We start from the raw sequence: 20,018 nt of genomic DNA on the forward strand, positions 1-20,018 counted from the left end.
GGGCGGTGGCGGGGGAGGGGCTGCGGCGCTATGCGCTGGGCGAGGACTCAGGGCCCATCGAAGTGGTGCACGCGGATGCGCGCGAGTACCTGAAGACGTTGCCGTCGCGCGCGTTCGACGTTGTCTTCTTCGACCCGATGTTCGCGAAGCCGCGCAAGTCACAGCCGGCGTTCGACATGTTGCGCCGCTTCGCGGAACACGCACCGCTGACGCAGGAGACGCTGGAGGAAGCCCGGCGCGTGGCGCGGCGGTGGGTGGTGGTGAAGGGCGCGAAGTACACGGACGACCTTCGCAAGCTGGGTCTGGACGACGAGCCCGGCTCGCGTTTCACCGACGTCATCTGGGGCCGCGTGGGGCCCTCCGCCGAGCCGTGAGGGCCGTCATCCGTGAATGGAACCTGGGAAGTCCTCAAGGTAACACCCGACCTCCAGGGGCGACTACCTGACAGGTTCCCATCCTACGGGAGGGTCTGACACGTCGTATGTGGCCTACTCGTTCCCGGCGCCCTTCGGGGGGCCTTCGCTGCCCATCGGGGACAGCCGGGCGGACAGGGCTCCGGCCTGCTCGTGGGCCATCTTGTCCCGTGGTGAGCGGTAGTACTGCATGGGCGAATGGTGCAGGAAGTTCGACACCCGGCTCGTGTACAGACAGGCGTACTGCTCCACCTGGTAGCCAAAGCGGCTGTTCTCGTTGCCTTCCTTGAAGAGCAGGCCCCAGTAAGGATTGAAGCCTTCCTCCACGTCCTGCTCGAGCGTGTCCGCGATCTCGTTGGCCTCTTTCAGGGCCCGCCGCATCCGGTCCAGCTCCGCCTTCGTCTGCTTGCGGAGCTCCTCCACGCCCAGCCGCTCGTCCGGTGCCAGCTGTTCTCGCTCCAGCCGCCGATCCAGGATGTTGAGCAGCGTCTTGTGGTGGTTCACCTCGTCGTCCAGGCGCTCTCGGAGCACCTCCACCCGCGACAGGGTTCCAATCTCCTCCTGCCGCGTCGCCGTGTACGTGATTTCGTCCTCGATCTCCTGGACCACCATGCACGTGCGCCACAGCGACGACTTCTTCGACTTCAGGATGTCGCCGTAGATGTGGTCGCCCACGTACAGGATGTTCTCGCCCCGGAAGCCCGTCAGCTCCTCGAAGCGCGCCAGGTTGCCGCCCGAGTACACCTTGCCGCGCTCCAGCGACGTGGCCTCGCCCACCACGCGGCCTTCCTCCGTGGACGCATCCAGCTCCAGGAAGGGGTGCGAGTCGGTGAAGAAGCCCGGCTTGCCCGCCGATGTCACCACCACGTCGAAGTAGTTCCTCCAGCTCGGGTACTCCGCGAGCTGCCCGTCCAGGAGGTACTTCATCATCGCGTCCGTGTAGTCCCACGCGGAGTTCGTCAGCAGGAAAAGCCGCTTCCCGCCCGAGCGCAGCTTGTGCAATGCAGGCCCCAGCTCCGGGTCCAGGAACACGTAGCGCGCCAGGTCCTTGCGCACCTCGCGCTTGAGCGAGTTGTCCCGGTGCACCGTGTCGATGGCCTCGCGGATGTCGTCGTACAGCTTGCCGTACTGGACCGTGTGCCCCAGCGACTCCAGCAGCTCGATGATGCCCGCGAACAGGCACGTCTCCGGCAGCGCGAACAGCGTGTCGTTCCACGCGAACTGCGAGTTGCGCAGCCGCACGCGCTTGTTCCGGTACAGCTCACGTGAGACCTCGCGCTTCAGCGGGCGCAGCCCGTGGTACGCGCGGCCCACGTGGCCGAAGCGGTCCATCTTCAGGATGTTGCCGTTGACGCGGTCCACCGCCAGCCCGCGCATCACGAAGTGATGGTCGTACAGCAGCCCGCCCACCACCGGCGGATAGCCGTACTCACTCACCAGCTTCGCCAGCGTCATGTCGAACGACAGCTGCTCCAGCCGGCGCATGTGATAGATGGCCAACGTGTAATCCATGTCGAAGCCGAACAGCTCGACACTGGCCATGCGCAGGTTGCGGTTGACGAAGATGTCCCGCGCCCGCTGCACCGTCACCCGGCGCTCGCGGGGGGACGTGAGCAGCTGCGTGAGTTCCTCGTCGGCGAGCAGTCCGTCGGCTCGCTGGGCGGCGTCCTCGGCGCGGGCTCGATTGAGGGGAGAACGGAAGCTCCCGTGAAGCGGGTCCGACGCGGGCCCACCCGGGATGGGACGGAACGGGGAAAGTGATGGTGCCAAGGGACTCAGACACATAACACGCGTGTGGGTGGCCCGGCTCTTACCTTGCGGGGTTTGGAGCCGGCATGGCACGCTTCGGGGTCTGCGATGCGCTCGCCCACCCGACGACAGCCCTCGGAGGCCCCCGAGGCGGCTCAAGCTCGCCTGTCCGCCCGGATCGCCGCGCTCGAAGATCGGGTTCGCCGCCTGGAGGCCCGGTTGCGTCTGAAGGTCGCCGCCACCGAGCCCCCCGCGCGAAGAACCGCCCAGCGTGCGGCCGAGCGTCCGGCCCGGGCCCGTCCCCGCTGCCCGGGGTGCACGCTGGAGCTGCCGCGTGGCCGCCGCGGTGAGTCGTGCGTGTGGTGTGGTTTCGTCTTTTCCGCCGTTACGCGGCGACGTCCGGCGCGAAAGAAGCGATGACCGCCACGTACCGGCTGACGGGCAAGGTGGAGGGCGGGGAGCTGGCCGAGCTGTATCAGGGCATCGAGCTTCCCGGCATCCCCGTGGTGGTGAAGCTCTTCCACCCCAGGACGTCCGATCCGGCCTACGCCCATGACCTGGCGGAGACGACGCGGCTTCTCCAGCCCGTGCGGCACCCGGGCATCCTCCACGTCGTGGACCTGGGCGTCGTCCGCCAGCGCCTAGCCGTGGTCCGCGAGGACGTGGACGGCTTCACCCTGGGCACCGCGCTCCAGCGGCTGCACTCCAAGGACGTGGTGCTGCCGCCCACCGTGGCGCTCCACATCATCATCCAGCTCCTGGAGGCCCTGCATCAGGCGCACGAGGCGGGCGTGGTGCACGGCGCCATCACCCCGGGCAACGTGGTGCTGTCGCATGAAGGTCTTCCCGCGGTTTGCGACTTCGGCGCGCTGCGCGCCCTCATGGCCGTGCCCCAGCTGCGCAAGTCGTTTGGCCACCGGGGCCGCGGCACGTACCGCGCGCCGGAAGTCACGCGGGGCGAGCCGCACTCCGCGCAGTCGGACATCTACTCGCTCGGCGCCATCGCCTATGAGCTGCTCACCCAGCGTGAGCCCGTGGTGCCCGGCAGCGGCGGGGTGTCCACGCGGCGCAGCGAGGCGTTGCCGCCGCCCAGCCGCGTGGACCGGCGCATCAATTCCCGGTTGGACCCGCTCATCCTCCGCGCACTGGAGCCCACGCCCCAGCGCCGCTTCCGCTCCTGTGGCGAGTTCGCCACGTCGCTTCGCAATCAGCTCGCGGCCAGTGGCGGCATGCCGTCGGCGGACGACGTTCGTCGCTTCGTACGGGAGCTGTTCCCCAACGAGATGAGCCTCGTCAGCTCGGGGCCCCCGCCGTTCAAGGAGCCCTTCACGCTGGAGCCCATCTCCGGCGCGGAGATGGACGACCTGCGCGCGGAGGAGCTCGAGAAGTCCGTGGTTCAACGCGCCCCATACAGCCGCGCGCTGACCGAGGACGAGGCCAACGCCGAGACGCAGCAGGCCTCCGAGCCCGCGTTCGAGGAGTACCGCCCGGAGCTGTATGAGCGTGACGTGGCGGACGCGGCCACGCGGGTGCGGCCACCCTCGCGCGCGTCCGCCTCCGACTCCACCTCCGCGCAGGGGGAGGACACCGGGCCCGCTCCCGCCGGACCGCTGGAGCAGGGGTGGGAAGCGCCGCCGGGCGCCGCTCCGCCGAAGCCTCGCCGCCAGCAGTCGTCGGTGGGGGGCGGGAGCGGCCACACCCGCATCGGGCGAAATCCGCGCCTCAAGGTCGTGGAGGACTTCTCCGCGCCCGAGCCGCCCGCGGATGACGAGGGCTCGGTCTCCGTCTCCGCGCCAGGTCGGCGCGGCGCCCGGATCCGCCGCGCCCCGGTGGAGGCCAAGGGGCCCAAGACGATTCCAGACGTGTTGCCCGCGGTGCAGCCAGCCTCGGCGCGAGCGCGTGACTACATCGCGATGCCGCCGTCCGATCCGGCGTTGCCTTCCACGTCCGACGTGCACCGGCGCCTGGTGAGCGCGGAGCAGCGGTTGTCCGTGGCCCAGCACCGGTATGGACGCCGGTTGGGCATCGCGGCGGCCATCGCCGGGGTGGGGTTGATCACCTTCCTGGTGGCCGCGTGGCAGCTCGGTGGTGATGCCGCACCCGCGCCGGAGGAGGCCCCGCGGGAGGCGAAGGCGGAGGCCGCCCCCGTGGGCCCGCCGCCCGCCATGCCCATCGCGCCGCCGTCACCGCCGGTGCCGGTGCGTTCGCCGCCGCCCGCGCCAGAAGCCACGTCGCGAGGGGGCGAGGAGGACGCGGCCCCCGAGCCGAAGCCACCCCCGAAGTCTCAGCGCGCGTATGTCACCATCACCACCAATGTGCCGGCGACCGTCTACGTCGACGGCGAGCGGCTGAGCCGCCGTACGCCTCTCAATCGATACCCCGTCAAGGTGGGCACCCGGCGTATCAAGCTGGTGTCCGTCGCCACCGGTGAGCCCAAGGAGCTGGACCTGCGCATCAAGCGGGGGCAGCACCTCAAGGTCCTGGTGGACTCGTTCACGTCTCCGAGGCGGTGACCATGGACCCGACCCGCATCTTCGTCGTCGAGGATCAACCCCAGCTCCTGAAGAATCTGGTGAAGGTGCTGGCCACCTTTCCCGAACTGGAGGTGGTCGGTACCTCCCAGGAAGGGGAGGCCGCGGTGGAGGACATCGTCCAGCTCCGCCCCCAGCTCGTCCTCCTGGACCTGGAGTTGCCCGGCATCAACGGCATCCAGGTGACCCAGCGGGTGAAGCGCCGCGCTCCGGAGGTGGAGATCCTCATCCTCACGTCCTTCGACGATGAGACGAAGGTCTACGAGGCCATCCAGGCCGGGGCCTCCGGCTACCTGGTGAAGCGGGTGGGGCCGGAGAAGATCCGCTCCGGCATCCAGGAGGTGATGGAGGGCGGGACCGTCTTGGAGCCCATCATCGCCAAGCGCTTCTGGAACTACTTCCAGTCCGTTCAGGCGAAGTCCACCCAGGCGGAGAAGAAGCCGGAGAACCCCTGGGCGCTCACGCCGCTGGAGTTCGAGGTGCTGCGCTACGTGGCCAAGGGCCTGTCCAACGCCGAGGTGGGGCACGTGATGACGCTGGAGCGGCGGACGGTGCGCACGCACCTGTCGCATATCTACCGGAAGATGGGCGTCAACTCTCACGTGGAGGCCGTGGTGATGGCCTTGCGTGCGGGTGTCGTGGATCTATAGCCACGCTCTGGTTAGGTTCGGGGTCCTATGTCCAAGGCTTCCCCGAGCAAAGTACCCACTCGCGTGGCGGACCCCGCACTCGAGTCCCTGTTCGACGTCCACGAGGCCACGCTTCCCAACGGCCTCCAGGTGCGGCTGCTCGCCAACCACCAGGCTCCTGTCGTCAGCCTCTATACCGTGTTCCAGGTCGGCAGTCGCAACGAGCGGCCCGGCATCACCGGCATCAGCCACCTGTTCGAGCACATGATGTTCAACGGGGCGAAGAAGTACGGCCCCAAGATGTTCGACAAGACGCTGGAGTCCAACGGCGGCCGCTCGAACGCGTACACGTCCACCGACCTGACGGTGTACTACGACGACTTCTCCGCCGACGCGCTGGAGACGGTGCTGGACCTGGAGTCGGACCGGATGCGCTCGCTGCGCATCTCCCAGGCGACGCTCACCAGCGAGCGCGAGGTGGTGAAGGAAGAGCGCCGCGTCCGCGTGGACAACGACATCTTCGGCCTGATGGACGAGGAGCTGGGCACGCTCGTCTACAAGGCGCATCCCTACCGCTGGCCCGTCATTGGATGGATGGCGGACATCGAGGCCATCCGCCGCGAGGACTGCCAGGACTACTTCCGCACCTACTACGCGCCCAACAACGCGGTGCTCTACATCGTCGGGGCCATCGACCCGAAGAAGACGCTGGCGCTGGTGCGCAAGTACTACGGGAGCATCCCCAAGGGCCCCGCGCCCGCGGCGGTGCTCAACTCGGAGCCCGAGCAGAAGGGCGAGCGCCGCGCCGAGGTCCGCCACCCCGCGCAGTCCCCCGCGCTGATGCTGGGCTTCCGGGGGCCGCCCGCGCGCGATGACGACACCTTCGTGCTGGATGTCATCCAGTACGTGCTGACGAAGGGGGAGGGGAGCCGGCTGATCCGCTCGTTGGTGTACGAGCAGAAGCTGGCCGTGTCGCTGATGCTCGACTGGAGCTGGCGCATCGACCCGGGCACCATCCTCTTCTACCTGGCCCTGAAGCCGGACTCCGACCCGAAGAAGGTGGAGGCCGCGCTGTACGCCGAACTGGAGAAGATCGCGCGGGAGGGCATCACCGAGCGCGAGCTGCAGAAGGCGCAGAACAACCTGCGCTCGGACCACCTGCGCGAGCTGGCAACGAACAACGGCCGGGCGCATGCCCTGGGCCACTACGAGGCGCTGCTCGGCGACTGGCGCCGGTTGCTGACGCTGCCCTCCACCTACGCCTCCATCACCAACGACCAGGTCAAGGCCGTGGCCGCGAAGTACTTCGCGCCCGAGCGCCGCTCCGTGGTGACGCTGGTTCCCGCGCCCACCGAAGCCTGAGCCCGGTCCGTACAAGGAAATCTCCCGATATGGCTTCTCGCAAGAGCCCCTCCCGAAAGTCCCCCGCACGTCCGGCGAAGCGCGCCGGCGGCAAGGCCCCCGTCGCCCGCAAGGCTTCGCCGAAGCGCGGCGCGGCCCGCGCCACGACGAGCGCCCTCACGCTCCCCACGCTGCACGAAAGCACCACGTCCAGTGGCCTGAAGGTCATCGCCGCCGAGCGCGGGCCCCTGCCCATGGTGTCCGTGCGCCTGGTGATTCGCGCGGGCAGCGCCACCGACCCGGATGGCAAGCACGGCCTGGCGGACTTCACCGCCCGGCTGCTGCGCCGGGGCACCCGCCGGCTGAACGCGCAGGCCATCGACGAAGCGGTGGAGTTCGTCGGCGCCAGCCTGGGCGTGGGTGTGAGTGAAGACACGCTGTCGGTGGCCCTCACCACGCCGTCCGAGCACTTCGCGCAGATGCTCGACATCCTGGGCCAGTTGGTGCGCGAGCCCACGTTCCCGCAGTCCGAAGTGGACGATGCGCGCGAGCGCGAGCTGGCGCAGTTCGCCAATGACCTGGACGACCCGTCCATCATCGCCGACCGCGCCATGGTCCGTGCGCTCTGGGGCAACCACCCCTACGGCCACGACGTGGGCGGTTCGTCGAAGACCGTGAAGACCTTCACGCGCGATGACGTGGTGCGCTTCCACCAGGAGCGCATGGGCCCCAAGGTGTCCATGCTCATCGTGGTGGGCGCGGTGGATCCGCAGCGTGTGGCTGCCGCGGCGGAAGATGCCTTCGCTGATTGGACGGGAGGGCCGGATGCGCCCGTCGCCATTCCCGCGCCGGAGCGCATTGCCCAGGGTGGGCGGGTCATCATCGTGGACAAGCCGGACCAGACGCAGTCGCAGGTGCGGCTGGGCGGCCCCGGCATGCGCATGGGCCATGAGGACTATTTCCCGGCCACGGCGATGAACATCGCCCTGGGCGGTGGATTCACCTCGCGCCTGATGAACGAGATTCGCGTCAACCGCGGCCTCACGTACGGCGTCAGCTCTTGGTTCGACTCGATGAACGCGGCCGGCGTCTTCGCGCTGTCCACCTTCACGAAGACGGAGTCCACGCGCGAAATCATCGACGTGGCGCTGGCGGAGATCGGCGGCGTCCGGGAGAAGGGGCTCAAGCCCCGCGAGCTGGCGGATGCCCAGGCCTACCTCGCCGGCCTGTACCCGCTGCGGACGGAGACGAACGAGTCCATTGCCGGAAGCATCGCCGAGGCCCGCCTGCACGGGCTGGGGGATGACTGGGTGGAGCGGTTCCGGGACCGGCTGCGCGCGGTGACGCCGAAGCAAGTCGTGGCCGCCGCGAAGAAGTACTGCTTCGCGCAGGCGCCCGCCGTGGTGGTGTTGGGCAAGGCGGACGTGGTGAAGAAGCAGCTCAAGGGCCTGGGCCCCATCACCGTGGTACCGGCGTCGGAGTACGAGTGACGAACGTCCGCATCCTCTTCGAGGGCGGCGGCGTGCTCGTGGTGGACAAGCCGCCCGGGATGCTCGTCATTCCCGGGCGCGAAGGCGGCCCCTCGCTGCGGGAGTTGCTGGAGACGCAGCGGCGCCAGAAGATCTTCGTGGTGCACCGGTTGGATCGGGACACCTCGGGGGCCCTCGTGTTCGCTTTGGACGCCGCGGTGCACCGGGCCCTGTCGGTTGCCTTCGAGACGGGGAAGGTGCGCAAGCGCTACGTGGCGCTGGTGGAGGGCCGGGTCGAAGCGCCGCACATGGTGGATGCGCCCCTGGTGGCGGGCAGGAAGGGGCGCATGCGCGTGGCTCGGCCTGGGGATACGGAGGCCAAGGCCTCGCGTACCCGCGTGCGGCCCGTGGAGACCTTCGAGCGTGCGTCCCTGGTGGAGGCCGAGCCTCTCACGGGGCGGACGCACCAGATTCGCGTGCACCTGCTGTCCCTGGGGCATCCGCTGCTGGTGGACCATCAGTACGGCCGCGAGGCGCCGCTGACGGAGAAGGACCTGGGTGGGGAAGGGGACTCGGTGGTGCTGTCACGCACGCCGCTTCATGCCGCGCGTGTGGAGTGGCCTTCCCTGGCAGGGGTCGAGGCTCGCGCCGTGGAGGCGCCCGTACCTGAGGACATGGCCCGTGCCCGCGAGCTGCTGCGGGCGTCCGTCACTTCACCTTGAAGCCCAGGGCCGGTTCACGGTTCGAACCTCATGCCCACGTACATCGCGAGCCCGCCGAGCTGACTGTCCAGCCAGGGCGTGTGCACCGGCGCCCAGGCGCCTCGCGCCTCCGCCAACGCGCTCCAGCGGCCGAAGCGGTGGGCCGCCTGGAGGGAGACGAAGCCCATGCCGGAGACCCTGCTCTCTTTCACTTCGCCCTGGAATTCGCTGAAGAGGTAGTGGTGGAAGGGGACGGGGCCGGCGCCTGCCCGCCCGTGGAGGGAGAACGCGCCACGGCGGAAGAACTCCGCGCGAACGGAGAGCAGCAGGGGCAAGGCCAGCACCTGTGAGCGCACCGCTCCGAGCGCCTCTACCGGGCCACCGTACATGGTGGTGCGGGCTCCGACCTCCAGCTCCGCCGCGATGCGGTGCCTCCACCAAGGCGTGAGGACCGAGACGCCCACTCCGCCCGATGGGCCGGTGTTGGCGCTACTCGCGATGACTCCTCCCGCGAGCAGGAAGAACGAACTCCGCCAGATGTCGGCCGCCTCGGGTGCGCGCGCGGTGACGGACGTGGGCGGCACGGTGACGTCGGCTTCGATGTGTGATGCGTGCGCCTGGTCCCGGTGGCGGACGCGCACCTGCACCCGCTTGGCTCCGGAAGCTGGAACGACGCGAACACGCAGCACGTCCTGGGCATTGGCTCCGACGTCGGTCGAGTGGAGCGCATCATCCGTCGGAAGCTCCTGAGCTGGCGGAGCGGAGCCGCTTCTCGCGGGGGCCGTCCGCGTTGCCGCATCTGACAGAGGCCCCGTCGTCCGCGGGTCCTCAGAGGTCGGGGCCACCACCGCTGACGTCGGCAGGTCCTCATCGGGAGGAGCGACCGCCGCGCCTTCCGCCTCCACGTCGACGTCACTGGCGCTCAGGGGCGCTTCGCCCGCCATCAGGAGCCAGCCTCCCTCCACTGATGGCAGGGAAGGCGGCGTGAGTGTCGCGGCCAGCGGCGAGTCCGGCGGCGGGTCCAATGGAACGGCTGCATCGGTGCGAAGCGTCCCTCGCGTGGCCAGCACTCGCGCCTGTCGGACGCCAGGCGGGACTTCGACAGGCACGCGCGCCTGTCCCCGGGCGTTCGCCCGAACAGGGCCGAAGCGGCGATTCGCGACCTCCACCTCGACGCGCGCGCCCGCCGCCGTGGCGACGTCGAGCTCCGTGAGTCCCACCAGCGGCAGCCGCACCACCGTCACCAGGGGTGGCGCGTCCGCGGTGGGTGCGTCCGTCCAGAAGAGGAGCACGGCCACCTGTGGATAACGAACGGAAGGAGGCCGCCACTGGAAGAGGCGGACCGCGCCACGCTCCACGCGGTTCGAGTCGAAGGTGCCCGTGGAGGCCGCGGCGTGGAGGGTTCCCGTGCCGGCGGGGACCCGGACCTTCAACGTCACCGGGACATTGGTGCCGAGCACGATGCGCTCAGGCGACCAGGACACGGTGACGTCAGGTGTGGCCGCCAACCCCGCCACCGGCACGGCGAGGACCATCAGGAGGGGCAGCGCGCGCAGTGTCATCGTCCGTGCCCCTCCTGATGAATGTGCGGCCCCGGTCAATCCCCCGACGCGGGGGGCGGCTCGGCGCTGTCAGCGGGCGCCGGCTCGCCGCTGTCACCGACGGGCAGGGGCTTGTCCGCGGGCCCGGTCACCTGCCGGTTGGGCGGGTTGAAGACCGGCTTCTCCACCGGGCCGCCACCACGGCCGTGCACCAGCGTCTTGGTGTCGGTGCGGAAGGTGATGTCCACCTTGTCGCCGCGAACGGCCGACACGTAACCCGTGCCGAAGGTGGGATGCTGGATGACCTGATCCACCTTGTACGTGTCCTTCGGGCTGTAGCGGGGCGCGTTGGCGACATCCTTTCCAGCGAGCTGCTCCTCGAAGGAGATGATGACCTTCTCCGCCTTCGCGGACGCGCTCGAGCTGCTGCTGGAGGACGAGCGCGTGGTGCGGGTGGTGCTGGACGCGGGGCGATCCGTCGCACCAGGCGCCGCGCGATAGGCGTGGTCTCCGCCACACGTGTTGCAGCGCACCCGAGCAATCTTCGTTCCCACCATCGCCAGGATGGTGTGCGCGAGAGTGAGCTTGCAGCGGGTACAAAGCGCATCCACCTCGCCGCCGACCTTATGAGTTGCCATGTTCGTTCGTCTGTTTCTCTGCCCGGCAGGGGACGCCGCCGGGCATGGGAGTAAAGGGGCGCGGAACATAACGGCATCGCTTCCAAGGGAGGAAGTGTCTTCGTCGCTTGCCTCCCCGGGCCTTGTGCCGGCCACCGGGCCGCCATAAAGAGTAGCCCCGAACGCATGACCACGCAGACCCCCAGCAAGCCGGCACGCGAGCCCGGGCCCATCACCCAGGCCGTCACGCGCTTTGGCCAGGGCCTCATCGACATCGTCAGCACCCTGGGCGGCATCATCACCATGGGGCTGGACGTGTTCCGCTGGAGCGTGCGGCGCCCCTTTCGGCTGGTCAACCTCTTCGCCCAGCTGGACTTCGTGGGCGTGGGGTCCATCTTCATCGTGTCGCTCACCGGTACGTTCACCGGCATGGTCTTCGCGCTGCAGACGTCCACCGCCTTTCGGCTCTTCGACGCGGAGAGCCTGGTGGGTCCCACGGTGGCGCTGACGCTCACCCGCGAGCTGGCGGCCGTGTTCTCCGCGCTGATGGTGACCATGCGCGCAGGTTCTGCCATGTGCACCGAGCTGGGCACCATGCGCGTCACCGAGCAGGTGGACGCGCTGGAGACCATGGCCGTCAACCCGGTGCAGTACCTGCTGGTTCCCCGGGTGCTGGCCGGCCTCTTCATGGTGCCGGCGCTCACCATGCTCTTCAACACCATGGGCATGGGCGGGGCCTACGTGGTAGCCGTCGGGGGACTGGGCATCTCCCCCGGAACCTTCCTCACCCGGACGCAGCAGTGGCTGGCGCCCGAGGACATCTTCCAGGGCCTGCTCAAGGGCGCCGTGTTCGGCCTGGCGGTGTCCCTCATCTGCTGCTTCAAGGGCTTCAACGCCTCGGGCGGCGCCAAGGGCGTGGGTCAGGCCACCACGGAGGCGATGGTGGCCAGCGCCCTGTCCATCTTCATCCTCGACTTCATCCTGGGCGTCCTCTTCTTCTGATGTCGCCCCCGGCCTCCAACGCTCCGGCGTCCGGCACGCCGATGATCCAGGTGGTCGACCTGCACAAGACGTTCGGCGACCACAAGGTGCTCACCGGCATCAACCTCACCGTGCCGGCCGGCAGCACCTGCGTCATCCTGGGCGGCTCCGGCTCCGGCAAGACGGTGCTGATGAAGCACATGATTGGTCTGCTCAAGCCGGACCGCGGACAGGTCATCATCGACGGGGAGGACATCGTCCCCATGGGCGTCGAGGCGCTCCAGAGGGTGCGCAACAAGTTCGGCATGGTGTTCCAGGCCGCCGCGCTGTTCGATTCAATGACCGTCTTCGAGAACGTGGCCTTCCCGCTGCGGGAGCACACGAAGGATCCGGAGGACGTCATCCGCCAGAAGGTCCGCGCGCGGTTGGACCTGATGGGGCTGAAGAAGGACGTCGAGGACCGGTTCCCCGCGGACCTGTCCGGGGGCATGCGCAAGCGGGTGGGCCTTGCACGGGCCATCGTCATGGACCCGAAGGTGGTGCTCTATGATGAGCCGACCACCGGCCTGGACCCCATCACCACGGACTCCGTGGACGAGATGATCCTGGCCGCCCAGAAGGAACTGGGCGTCACCAGCGTGGTCATCAGCCATGACATCTCCTCCGCCTTCAACGTGGCGGACCAGATTGCCTTCCTCTCCAAGGGCGTCATCGTGGCCAGCGGTTCGCCGGAGCAACTCCGCGAGGCGGAGCACCCCGCGGTGAAGGTGTTCCTGGAGACCTGGTTCGGGAAGAACTGACCGGGGCTGGGAGCGGCGGGAGGGCGGGGGGCCCCCAGGAAAATGTGGCACTCAGGATGCAAAACGTTAGAGTCGCGCCGGCCGGTCGCTCTCGGAGTCACAACAGGTGAAGAAGCTCGTCACGCCCTTCCGTGTGGGCCTGCTGGTTATCGCGGCGGGGGCTTTTTTCGTCACCTTCGTCCTGTTCGCTCGCAAAGGTGGCTTGAGCGACAGCGAATCCACGAGGGTGTGGGCCTATTTCCGGGATGCGTCCGGCCTGGCCGTGCGTGGGCGTGTGCAGATCGCCGGCATCCCGGTGGGCGAAATCGACGACATCTCGCTCGAGGGGACCCGGGCGAAGGTCTGGCTGAAGATCCGCAACGACGTGGACCTGCGCGAGGACGCCATCGTCACCAAGCGCTCGGAATCGCTGCTGGGTGACTACCTGCTGGACCTGAACCCCGGTACGGAGGGCGCCCCCCGCCTGGAGTCGGGTGGGCAGATCCGCCGCGTCGTCGACACCCAGGGCATGGAGGCCGTCTTCGAGTCGCTGTCGCAGATCACCGCCGACATCCAGGAGGTGACGGGAGCGCTGCGAGAAGTGCTCGGCGGTGAGCGTGGTGCGGGGTCGCTCCAGCGCATCGTGGAGAACCTGGTGCGGCTGTCGGACTCCGTGGATGCCACGGTCCGCCGCAACGCGGACCGCCTGGACACCATCGTCGGCAACGTCGAGGCCATCTCCGCGGACGTGCGCGGCATCACCCAGGGCAACCAGGCGGAAATCACCCGCATCATCGACAACATCGAGTTCATCACCCGCGACGTGCGCCAGGTGCTCGGCAGCGTGAAGAACATCGTGGGCACGGGTGAAGGCGATGTGAAGGAGTCCGTCGCCAGCCTCAAGGAGACGCTCAAGAAGCTGGACGGCGCCCTGGGTAACATCGAGGAGATCACCCGCAAGGTGAAGGAAGGGGAGGGCGCCGCCGGCGTGCTGCTGGCCGACGAGGCCGTGGGCCGCGAGCTCCGCGAGACGGTGCAGGACGTGTCGCGCTTCACGTCCCGCCTGACCGACCTCCAGGCGGAGATTGGCATCCAGAGCACCTACCTGGCCGCTCAGGGAAATTCGAAGAACGTCTTCTCCGTGCGGCTCATCCCCAAGCCGGACAAGTACTACCTGCTGGAGCTGGTGGACGACCCTCGCGGCAGCGTGACGACGGAGGTGTTGCAGACGAACCCTCCGTCCGAGGGCGACCCCGTCGTGCAGACGCGGAAGGTGACGAAGGAGAGCCTCAAGGTCAGCGCCCAGTTCGCCAAGCGCTGGTACTTCACGACCCTGCGCGTGGGCCTCATCGAGTCCACCGGCGGCGTGGGCGCCGACCTGCACTTCTTCAACGACGCGCTCCGGTTCCAGGTGGACGCCTTCAACTTCGCGGACGACGAGCTGCGCTACCCCCGCCTGCGCGCCAGCCTGCGCGCCCAGCCCCTCGACCACCTCTATTTGATCGCCGGCATGGACGACATGCTCAACGCGCAGCAGCGGGACCTGGCGACGCGGCGCCTGGTGGCGGGCCGCGACTTCTTCGTGGGCGGCGGCCTGTTCTTCACGGATGATGATCTGAAGGCCATCCTCACCTTGACAGGCATTCCGACGCCCTGAACCCACCGCTCGGTGCTTGACGGAAAACGGGAAACGACGTACCCGGCATCGGCACGGGGCCCAGGGGAGCGCCGTGCCTGATGTCACGGCATCTCCCCCCAGGAAGCTCGCATGTCCCTGCTCGTCGTCGGCTCCGTCGCCCTGGACTCAGTGGAAACCCCCTTCGGCCAGAAGGAGGACATCCTCGGGGGCTCGGCCACCTACTTCTCTACGTCGGCCTCGTTCTTCAGCCCCGCGCGTGTCGTGGCGGTGGTGGGCGAGGACTTCCCCGAAGGGCACCTCAACTTCCTTCGCGGACGGGGAATCGACCTGGAGGGCCTCACCCGGGAGACGGGCCGCACCTTCCGCTGGAAGGGCCGCTACAGCTACGAGCTGAACGAGGCGCAGACGCTGGACACCCAGCTCAACGTCTTCCAGGCCTTTTCCCCGAAGCTGCCGGAGTCCTACCGGGACACGCCCTACGTCTTCCTGGGCAACATCCACCCGGAGCTCCAGGCGCAGGTGCTGGACCAGGTGAAGGCGCCGAAGCTGGTGGCCGCCGACACCATGAACTTCTGGATCAAGGGCAGCCGGGCCGCGCTGCTCAAGACGCTCTCCCGCGTCAACCTCCTGTTCGTCAATGACGCGGAGGCCCGTCAGCTGGCCGGCGAGCACAACGTGGTGAAGGCCGCTCGCGCCATCATGGCCATGGGCCCGCAGCGCGTGGTCATCAAGCGCGGTGAGTACGGCGCGCTCCTCTTCGAGGCCGAGCACATCTTCGCGTGCCCCGCCTTCCCCCTGGCCGAGGTCTTCGACCCCACCGGCGCGGGGGACACCTTCGCCGGCGGCTTCATGGGCGCCCTGGCCACCTCCAGTGGCGTGTTGGACCAGGCGCTGCTGCGCCGCGCCATGGTGATGGGCAGCGTCATGGCCTCCTTCACGGTGGAGAAGTTCAGCCTGGAGCGCCTGCGCGAGGTGACGCGGCCGGAGATCCACGCCCGCTTCGCCGAGTTCCGGAAGCTGACCCACTTCGACGACCTGGGCTCCCTGGAGCGATGAGGGCGTGGGCAGGGGTGGGGCGCCCCACCACCCTTGAGCTTGACTGTGGAATCAGGCCGTCCCTAGGCTGAGGATTCGGGTGACGGAAGAAGGTTCCGGGTTGAGCGAAAACCGAAAGTCCACGCGGATTCCCACCCAGCTTCGGTGCTGGTGCGAGGGTGACAACGTCACGCTCTACGCGCGAATCTCGAATTTGAGCGAAGGAGGGCTGTTCCTCCGCACGAGCACGCCCCTGGCACGAGGGGCGCGTACGGTGGTGAAGCTGTCTCCCGCGGGCCATCAGGACATCCAGGCCCAGGCCACGGTGGTGTGGCTTCGGGAGGCGGAGGATCGAGCGCTTCCGGCGGGCATGGGGTTGCGTTTCGAGTCCCTGGACAGCGATACCCTGGGACGGCTTCGCCAGATGATTTCGCAGCAGCAGCAGAACCAGGTGAAGGTCGGCTGGGCGGGTTGAGCCCACGCCACCGGACCGAGGCCCCGCATGCGTATCGCCGTCATCTCCGACATCCACTCCAACATCGAGGCGCTCACCGAGGTGCTCCGCGTCGCCGAGCACCAGAAGGTGGACCGGTTCGTCTCGCTGGGGGACATCGTCGGTTACGGGGCGTCGCCCAACCCGTGTTGTGAGCTGGTTCGCTCGGTGGCGGAGGTGACGCTCCTGGGCAACCATGACGCGGCGGTGGCGGGGCGGATGGACTACTCGTACTACTACGACGCCGCCCGGCACGCGCTGGACTGGTCCGCCAACGTCCTCACGGACGAGAACATGGCCTGGCTGCGCAGCCTCCCGTACACGTACCGGATTGGCGACGTGGGCTTCTGTCATGGTTCGCCCATCGACCCGAAGGCATACGAGTACATCTTCGCGCTGGAGCAGGCCCGGGAGCTGACGCCCTACGTGGCGGAGCTGCCGGAGGTGACCTTCATCGGCCACAGCCACCTGTGCCGCGCCTTCGCCATAGGCAATGGCGAGGTGAACGACGTGGTGGCCCAGAAGTTCGGCATCCGCCGGGGCTACAAGTACATCATCTCCGTGGGCAGCGTGGGCCAGCCGCGCGACTATGACAACCGGGCGTGCTTCGTCATCTGCGACACGGACGCGCGCACGGTGGAGTACGTCCGCGTCGAGTACGACATCGAGACGTCGGCGCAGAAGATCTTCGATGCGGACCTGGCGCTGAACTTCGGCAAGCGCCTGTTCCTGGGCGTCTGAGGCGCGCTTCCGGGGCACAAAAGGGGGACAGGCGCGGGGAAATGACATAAACCCGTGTCCGTGCGCACCCTGGTCCTCCGAGCGTCCCTCAGGCCCCTCGTGGGCGTCGTCTCCGCAGTGTTGCTCACGCTGGCGCCCACTGCCTGCCGTCGCGAGCCTCCAGCCCCTTCCGCCGAGTACGAAGAGGCCGCTCGTCGCTTCCGCGAGCTGTATGCGCAGAAGCTGGATGAGGCCTTCCTGGATCCGCAGGTGGGGGAGATCGAGGCGCAGCTCCAGCGCGTCCCCGCTGACAGCCTGGACGCCGAGGGCGCCCGCGAGCTGCTCCAGCGCATCAAGGACGGACGGCAGCGAATGGCGGCGGTCGCCAACGAGCGGGACGAGGCCGTGGCCAGCGCACGGGAACTGCCGCCGGGTTCCTACACCGCGCCGTCCACCGAGGAGCAGGCGCCTCCAGCGGCTCCGGTGGAAGCGCCGGATGCCGGGGCTCCAGATGCCGGTGCTGGCGGTGGCCCCCAGGCTGGCACGGCCGCGTCCGAGCTGGTGGCGGGCTTCCGGGGGTGCTTCCAGCGGGGCACCCCCATCGACGTGCAGGGGCGGGGCATGCGGGAGACCTGGCAGCTCGCCGACCGCACCGCCTGCCGCCTGGAGTACCCCCAGCATCAGGATTCATTCCTCCTGATTGAAGAGGGGAAGGTCCTCACGCTGTTACCCAAGAGTGCCGTTCAGACTGTCCCCGTCACTCCCGACGGCGGTCCGGCACCCGCGACCGACGCCGGTCGCTAGCACCGATTCGCCGATATGAACGACCAGACTTTCATGAAGTTGATGCAGGTGTTGCCCAAGTCCGCGCTCTCCACCGTGGTGGGGATGGCCACGCGACTGCCCGTGCCCGCGCCGGTGCATCAGGCCGCCATGCGCGCCTTCGCCAAGGCCTACAACGTGGACATGGAGGAGGCCGAGCACTCCTTCGAGCACTACCCGACCTTCGCCCAGTTCTTCACCCGGGGCCTGAAGCCCGGCCTGCGTCCCGTGGACGCGGGGGAGAAGGTGGTGGTGTCCCCGGTGGATGGCCGCGTGTCCCAGGTGGGCTATTCGGATCACGGGCGCTGCCTGCAGGCCAAGGGCATCGAGTACACCGTGGACGAACTGCTGGGGGATTCCGAGGCCGCCAGGCCCTTCCACGGCGGTGCCTGGACGACCATCTACCTGTCGCCGCGCGACTACCACCGCATCCACGCGCCGCTGGGCGGCACCATCACCGGGTACGCGTACATCCCGGGTGAGTTCTGGCCGGTGAACCCCGCGTCGGTGAAGAACAAGCAGTCCCTGTTCTGCGTCAACGAGCGGCTGGTGACGTACCTGGACACCGTGGCGGGCAAGTGCGCGGTGGTGAAGGTGGGCGCCACCTGCGTGTCGCGCATCAAGGCGGCCTACGACGAGGTGACGACGCACACCGGGCAGCCCGGCAAGGTGCACCGCTACGGCGCGGCCATGCCGGTGGAGAAGGGTGGGGAGCTGGGCCGCTTCGAGATGGGTTCCACCGTCATCCTCCTGTTCGAGCCCAAGCGCGTCATCTGGGACGACAGCCTCCAGGAGGAAGCGGTGGTCCGGCTGGGCAAGCGAATCGGAGTCATCACGTGAGTCAGAAGGTCGCGGGCGTCAAGGGCATGAACGATCTCCTCCCTGGGGAGATCGAAATCTGGCAGCACGTGGAGGCGCAGGCCCGCGAGCTGTTCGGCCGCTTCGGCTACGGTGAGATCCGCACGCCCATGGTGGAGGACACCGCGTTGTTCGTGCGCAGCGTGGGCGAGGAGACCGACATCGTCGGGAAGGAGATGTACACCTTCAACGACAAGGCGGACCGCAGCCTGTCCCTGCGCCCCGAAGGCACCGCGCCCGCGGCGCGCGCGTACATCGAGCACTCCATCGCCAATCAGGAGCCGCTCACTCGCTGGTTCTACATGGGGCCCATGTTCCGCTACGAGCGGATGAAGACGGGCCGCTACCGCCAGTTCTATCAAATCGGCGCGGAGGCCTACGGCGCGAAGGAAGGCGCCCAGGACGTCGAGATGATGGACATGGTGGTGCAGTTCCTGGAGCGGCTGGGGCTCAAGGACATCACCCTGAACATCAACTCGCTGGGGGACGAGGCCTGCCGGCCCACGTACCACGCGAAGCTGGTGGAGTACCTCCAGGCCCACCGCGAGGCGCTCTGCGGGGACTGCCAGAAGCGCATGGAGAAGAACCCCCTGCGCGTCCTGGACTGCAAGAACGAGAAGTGCCAGGCCATCGCCGCGGCCGGCCCCAACGTGCTGGAGTCCCTGTGCGAGCCCTGCCGCGCGCACTTCGACGACGTGCAGCGGAAGCTGACGGCGCTGGGCGTCCGGCACGTCGTGAATCCGCGCATGGTGCGGGGGTTGGATTACTACACGCGCACCGTCTTCGAGTTCATCGCCTCGCACCCCGCGCTGGGCACCGCCAGCACCGTGGGCGCCGGTGGCCGCTATGACAAGCTGGTGAAGAGCCTGGGCGGGCCGGACGCGCCCGCGGTGGGCTTCGCCTGTGGCCTGGACCGGCTGGTGCTGCTGCTCAAGGAGAGCGGCCAGCAGTTCGCCGTGCGGCCGGACGTCTTCGTCGCGGTGGCGGACGCGGGCTCGCACGATGCCGCCCTGGTGCTGGCCAGCCGCCTGCGCCGCGAGGGACTGCGCGTGGAGTTCGATACCCGCGGAGGCAGCCTCAAGAGCCAGATGAAGCGCGCGGACAAGAGCAGCGCGGAGTTCACCCTGGTGCTGGGCGAGGCCGAGCGCACCAGCGGCCAGGCGAAGCTGAAGCCCATGGCCGGAGGCGAGCCCGTCCCCGTCGCGCTCGACGAGGTCGCCAGGGTGGTGCGGGAGCGTCAGTCCGTTCCGGCATAGTGCTCTGTGGGCCGAGAGCAGCATTCCGGGCGAATCTTGCCAAGTCTCAGAAACTGAGGTAGGCGCGTAACCCCTGATAAACGTTGGGCTATTGGTCCGGTGGAACTCGCGGGCGCAGGTCGGGTCGGTTAGACTGACCTGCGATGCCACGCGACACTTCCACCCCTGTTGTGCCTCCGGCCCTGAGCTGGGTCCCCGTCCACGGGGACAGCATGTGGCCATCGCTGCGCTCGGGCGACCATGCCGGCGTGGAGCCGCTGGACGGGGCTCCGCGACCTGGTGACGTCCTGCTGGCGCGCTTCGACCATGCCCTGGTGCTGCACCGGCTGCGGCGGTGGGAGGCCGGGGCGGTGGCGCTGCGAGGCGACAACTCACCCCAGGACGATTCACCGCTGGATCCGTCACGGGTGCTGGGGCGGGTGCGGCGCGTCCGCCCCAGCGCCC

19 protein-coding genes are annotated in these 20,018 nt (G+C 68.5%); 16 read left to right on the forward strand and 3 right to left on the reverse strand.

Annotated features, from left to right (window positions below; translation table 11 throughout):
* Positions 1-374, forward strand: a 374-nt coding sequence (locus tag HNV26_RS31830) for a class I SAM-dependent methyltransferase (RefSeq protein ID WP_171452933.1), incomplete at its 5' end; no start/stop codon positions are given.
* A gap of 114 nt (positions 375-488) precedes the next feature.
* Here HNV26_RS31830 and HNV26_RS31835 read toward each other — a convergent pair.
* The gene (locus tag HNV26_RS31835; protein ID WP_171445152.1) at positions 489-2,198 is read right to left on the reverse strand and encodes an HAD-IG family 5'-nucleotidase; all 1,710 of its coding nucleotides are present in this window, start codon (positions 2,196-2,198) and stop codon (positions 489-491) included.
* A 326-nt stretch (positions 2,199-2,524) separates the two neighbouring features.
* Here HNV26_RS31835 and HNV26_RS31840 point away from each other — a divergent pair, with 326 nt between their 5' ends.
* Genes HNV26_RS31840 through HNV26_RS31860 form a run of 5 tightly spaced genes read left to right on the forward strand, consistent with a single transcriptional unit; the run spans position 2,525 to position 8,854 of the window.
* Positions 2,525-4,675, forward strand: coding sequence for a serine/threonine-protein kinase (locus HNV26_RS31840; RefSeq protein WP_366817074.1), 2,151 nt, complete (start codon positions 2,525-2,527; stop codon positions 4,673-4,675).
* 2 nt (positions 4,676-4,677) lie between these two features.
* Positions 4,678-5,343, forward strand: coding sequence for a response regulator (locus HNV26_RS31845; protein WP_171410444.1), 666 nt, complete (start codon positions 4,678-4,680; stop codon positions 5,341-5,343).
* A 27-nt stretch (positions 5,344-5,370) separates the two neighbouring features.
* Positions 5,371-6,684, forward strand: coding sequence for a M16 family metallopeptidase (locus tag HNV26_RS31850; protein ID WP_171445154.1), 1,314 nt, complete (start codon positions 5,371-5,373; stop codon positions 6,682-6,684).
* Between the two features lie 29 nt (positions 6,685-6,713).
* Positions 6,714-8,153, forward strand: coding sequence for a M16 family metallopeptidase (locus HNV26_RS31855; protein ID WP_171445155.1), 1,440 nt, complete (start codon positions 6,714-6,716; stop codon positions 8,151-8,153).
* Entirely contained in the window at positions 8,150-8,854 is a 705-nt protein-coding gene (locus HNV26_RS31860; protein WP_171445156.1) for an RluA family pseudouridine synthase, read from the forward strand. The genes HNV26_RS31855 and HNV26_RS31860 overlap by 4 nt, the downstream gene beginning before the upstream one ends.
* Positions 8,855-8,868: 14 nt before the next feature.
* On the opposite strand, the gene HNV26_RS31865 is transcribed toward HNV26_RS31860, so the two are convergent.
* Complete coding sequence (locus HNV26_RS31865) at positions 8,869-10,395, reverse strand: hypothetical protein (RefSeq protein ID WP_171445157.1); 1,527 nt, start codon at positions 10,393-10,395, stop codon at positions 8,869-8,871.
* A gap of 35 nt (positions 10,396-10,430) precedes the next feature.
* Positions 10,431-11,012 (reverse strand): hypothetical protein, encoded by a 582-nt coding sequence (locus tag HNV26_RS31870; protein ID WP_216612914.1) that lies wholly within the window; start codon positions 11,010-11,012, stop codon positions 10,431-10,433.
* A 165-nt stretch (positions 11,013-11,177) separates the two neighbouring features.
* On the opposite strand from HNV26_RS31870, the gene HNV26_RS31875 reads away from it, so the two are divergent.
* The 10 genes from HNV26_RS31875 to HNV26_RS31920 form a co-directional block, all read left to right on the forward strand.
* Complete coding sequence (locus tag HNV26_RS31875) at positions 11,178-11,993, forward strand: MlaE family ABC transporter permease (protein WP_171445159.1); 816 nt, start codon at positions 11,178-11,180, stop codon at positions 11,991-11,993.
* Between the two features lie 41 nt (positions 11,994-12,034).
* Positions 12,035-12,772: an ABC transporter ATP-binding protein gene (locus HNV26_RS31880; protein WP_301338554.1), complete on the forward strand. Its 738-nt coding sequence runs from the start codon at positions 12,035-12,037 to the stop codon at positions 12,770-12,772.
* Between the two features lie 106 nt (positions 12,773-12,878).
* Positions 12,879-14,408, forward strand: a complete 1,530-nt coding sequence (locus HNV26_RS31885; RefSeq protein WP_171445434.1) for an MlaD family protein — start codon at positions 12,879-12,881, stop codon at positions 14,406-14,408.
* A 111-nt stretch (positions 14,409-14,519) separates the two neighbouring features.
* The gene (locus HNV26_RS31890) at positions 14,520-15,446 is read left to right on the forward strand and encodes a PfkB family carbohydrate kinase (protein ID WP_011553737.1); all 927 of its coding nucleotides are present in this window, start codon (positions 14,520-14,522) and stop codon (positions 15,444-15,446) included.
* A 100-nt stretch (positions 15,447-15,546) separates the two neighbouring features.
* Positions 15,547-15,900: a TIGR02266 family protein gene (locus HNV26_RS31895; protein ID WP_216612915.1), complete on the forward strand. Its 354-nt coding sequence runs from the start codon at positions 15,547-15,549 to the stop codon at positions 15,898-15,900.
* Positions 15,901-15,927: 27 nt separating this feature from the next.
* The gene (locus HNV26_RS31900) at positions 15,928-16,659 is read left to right on the forward strand and encodes a metallophosphoesterase family protein (RefSeq protein ID WP_090492537.1); all 732 of its coding nucleotides are present in this window, start codon (positions 15,928-15,930) and stop codon (positions 16,657-16,659) included.
* Between the two features lie 54 nt (positions 16,660-16,713).
* The gene (locus tag HNV26_RS31905) at positions 16,714-17,442 is read left to right on the forward strand and encodes a hypothetical protein (RefSeq protein ID WP_171445432.1); all 729 of its coding nucleotides are present in this window, start codon (positions 16,714-16,716) and stop codon (positions 17,440-17,442) included.
* Between the two features lie 15 nt (positions 17,443-17,457).
* Positions 17,458-18,300, forward strand: a complete 843-nt coding sequence (asd, locus tag HNV26_RS31910; RefSeq protein WP_171445431.1) for an archaetidylserine decarboxylase — start codon at positions 17,458-17,460, stop codon at positions 18,298-18,300.
* 26 nt (positions 18,301-18,326) lie between these two features.
* On the forward strand, positions 18,327-19,574 hold the full coding sequence (gene hisS, locus HNV26_RS31915; RefSeq protein ID WP_216612919.1) for a histidine--tRNA ligase: 1,248 nt from the start codon (positions 18,327-18,329) through the stop codon (positions 19,572-19,574).
* Positions 19,575-19,786: 212 nt separating this feature from the next.
* A partial coding sequence (locus HNV26_RS31920; protein ID WP_253817252.1) for a S24/S26 family peptidase occupies positions 19,787-20,018 on the forward strand: 232 nt, incomplete at its 3' end.

The organism is Myxococcus xanthus (assembly GCF_013116825.1).
Lineage (GTDB): Bacteria > Myxococcota > Myxococcia > Myxococcales > Myxococcaceae > Myxococcus > Myxococcus xanthus_B.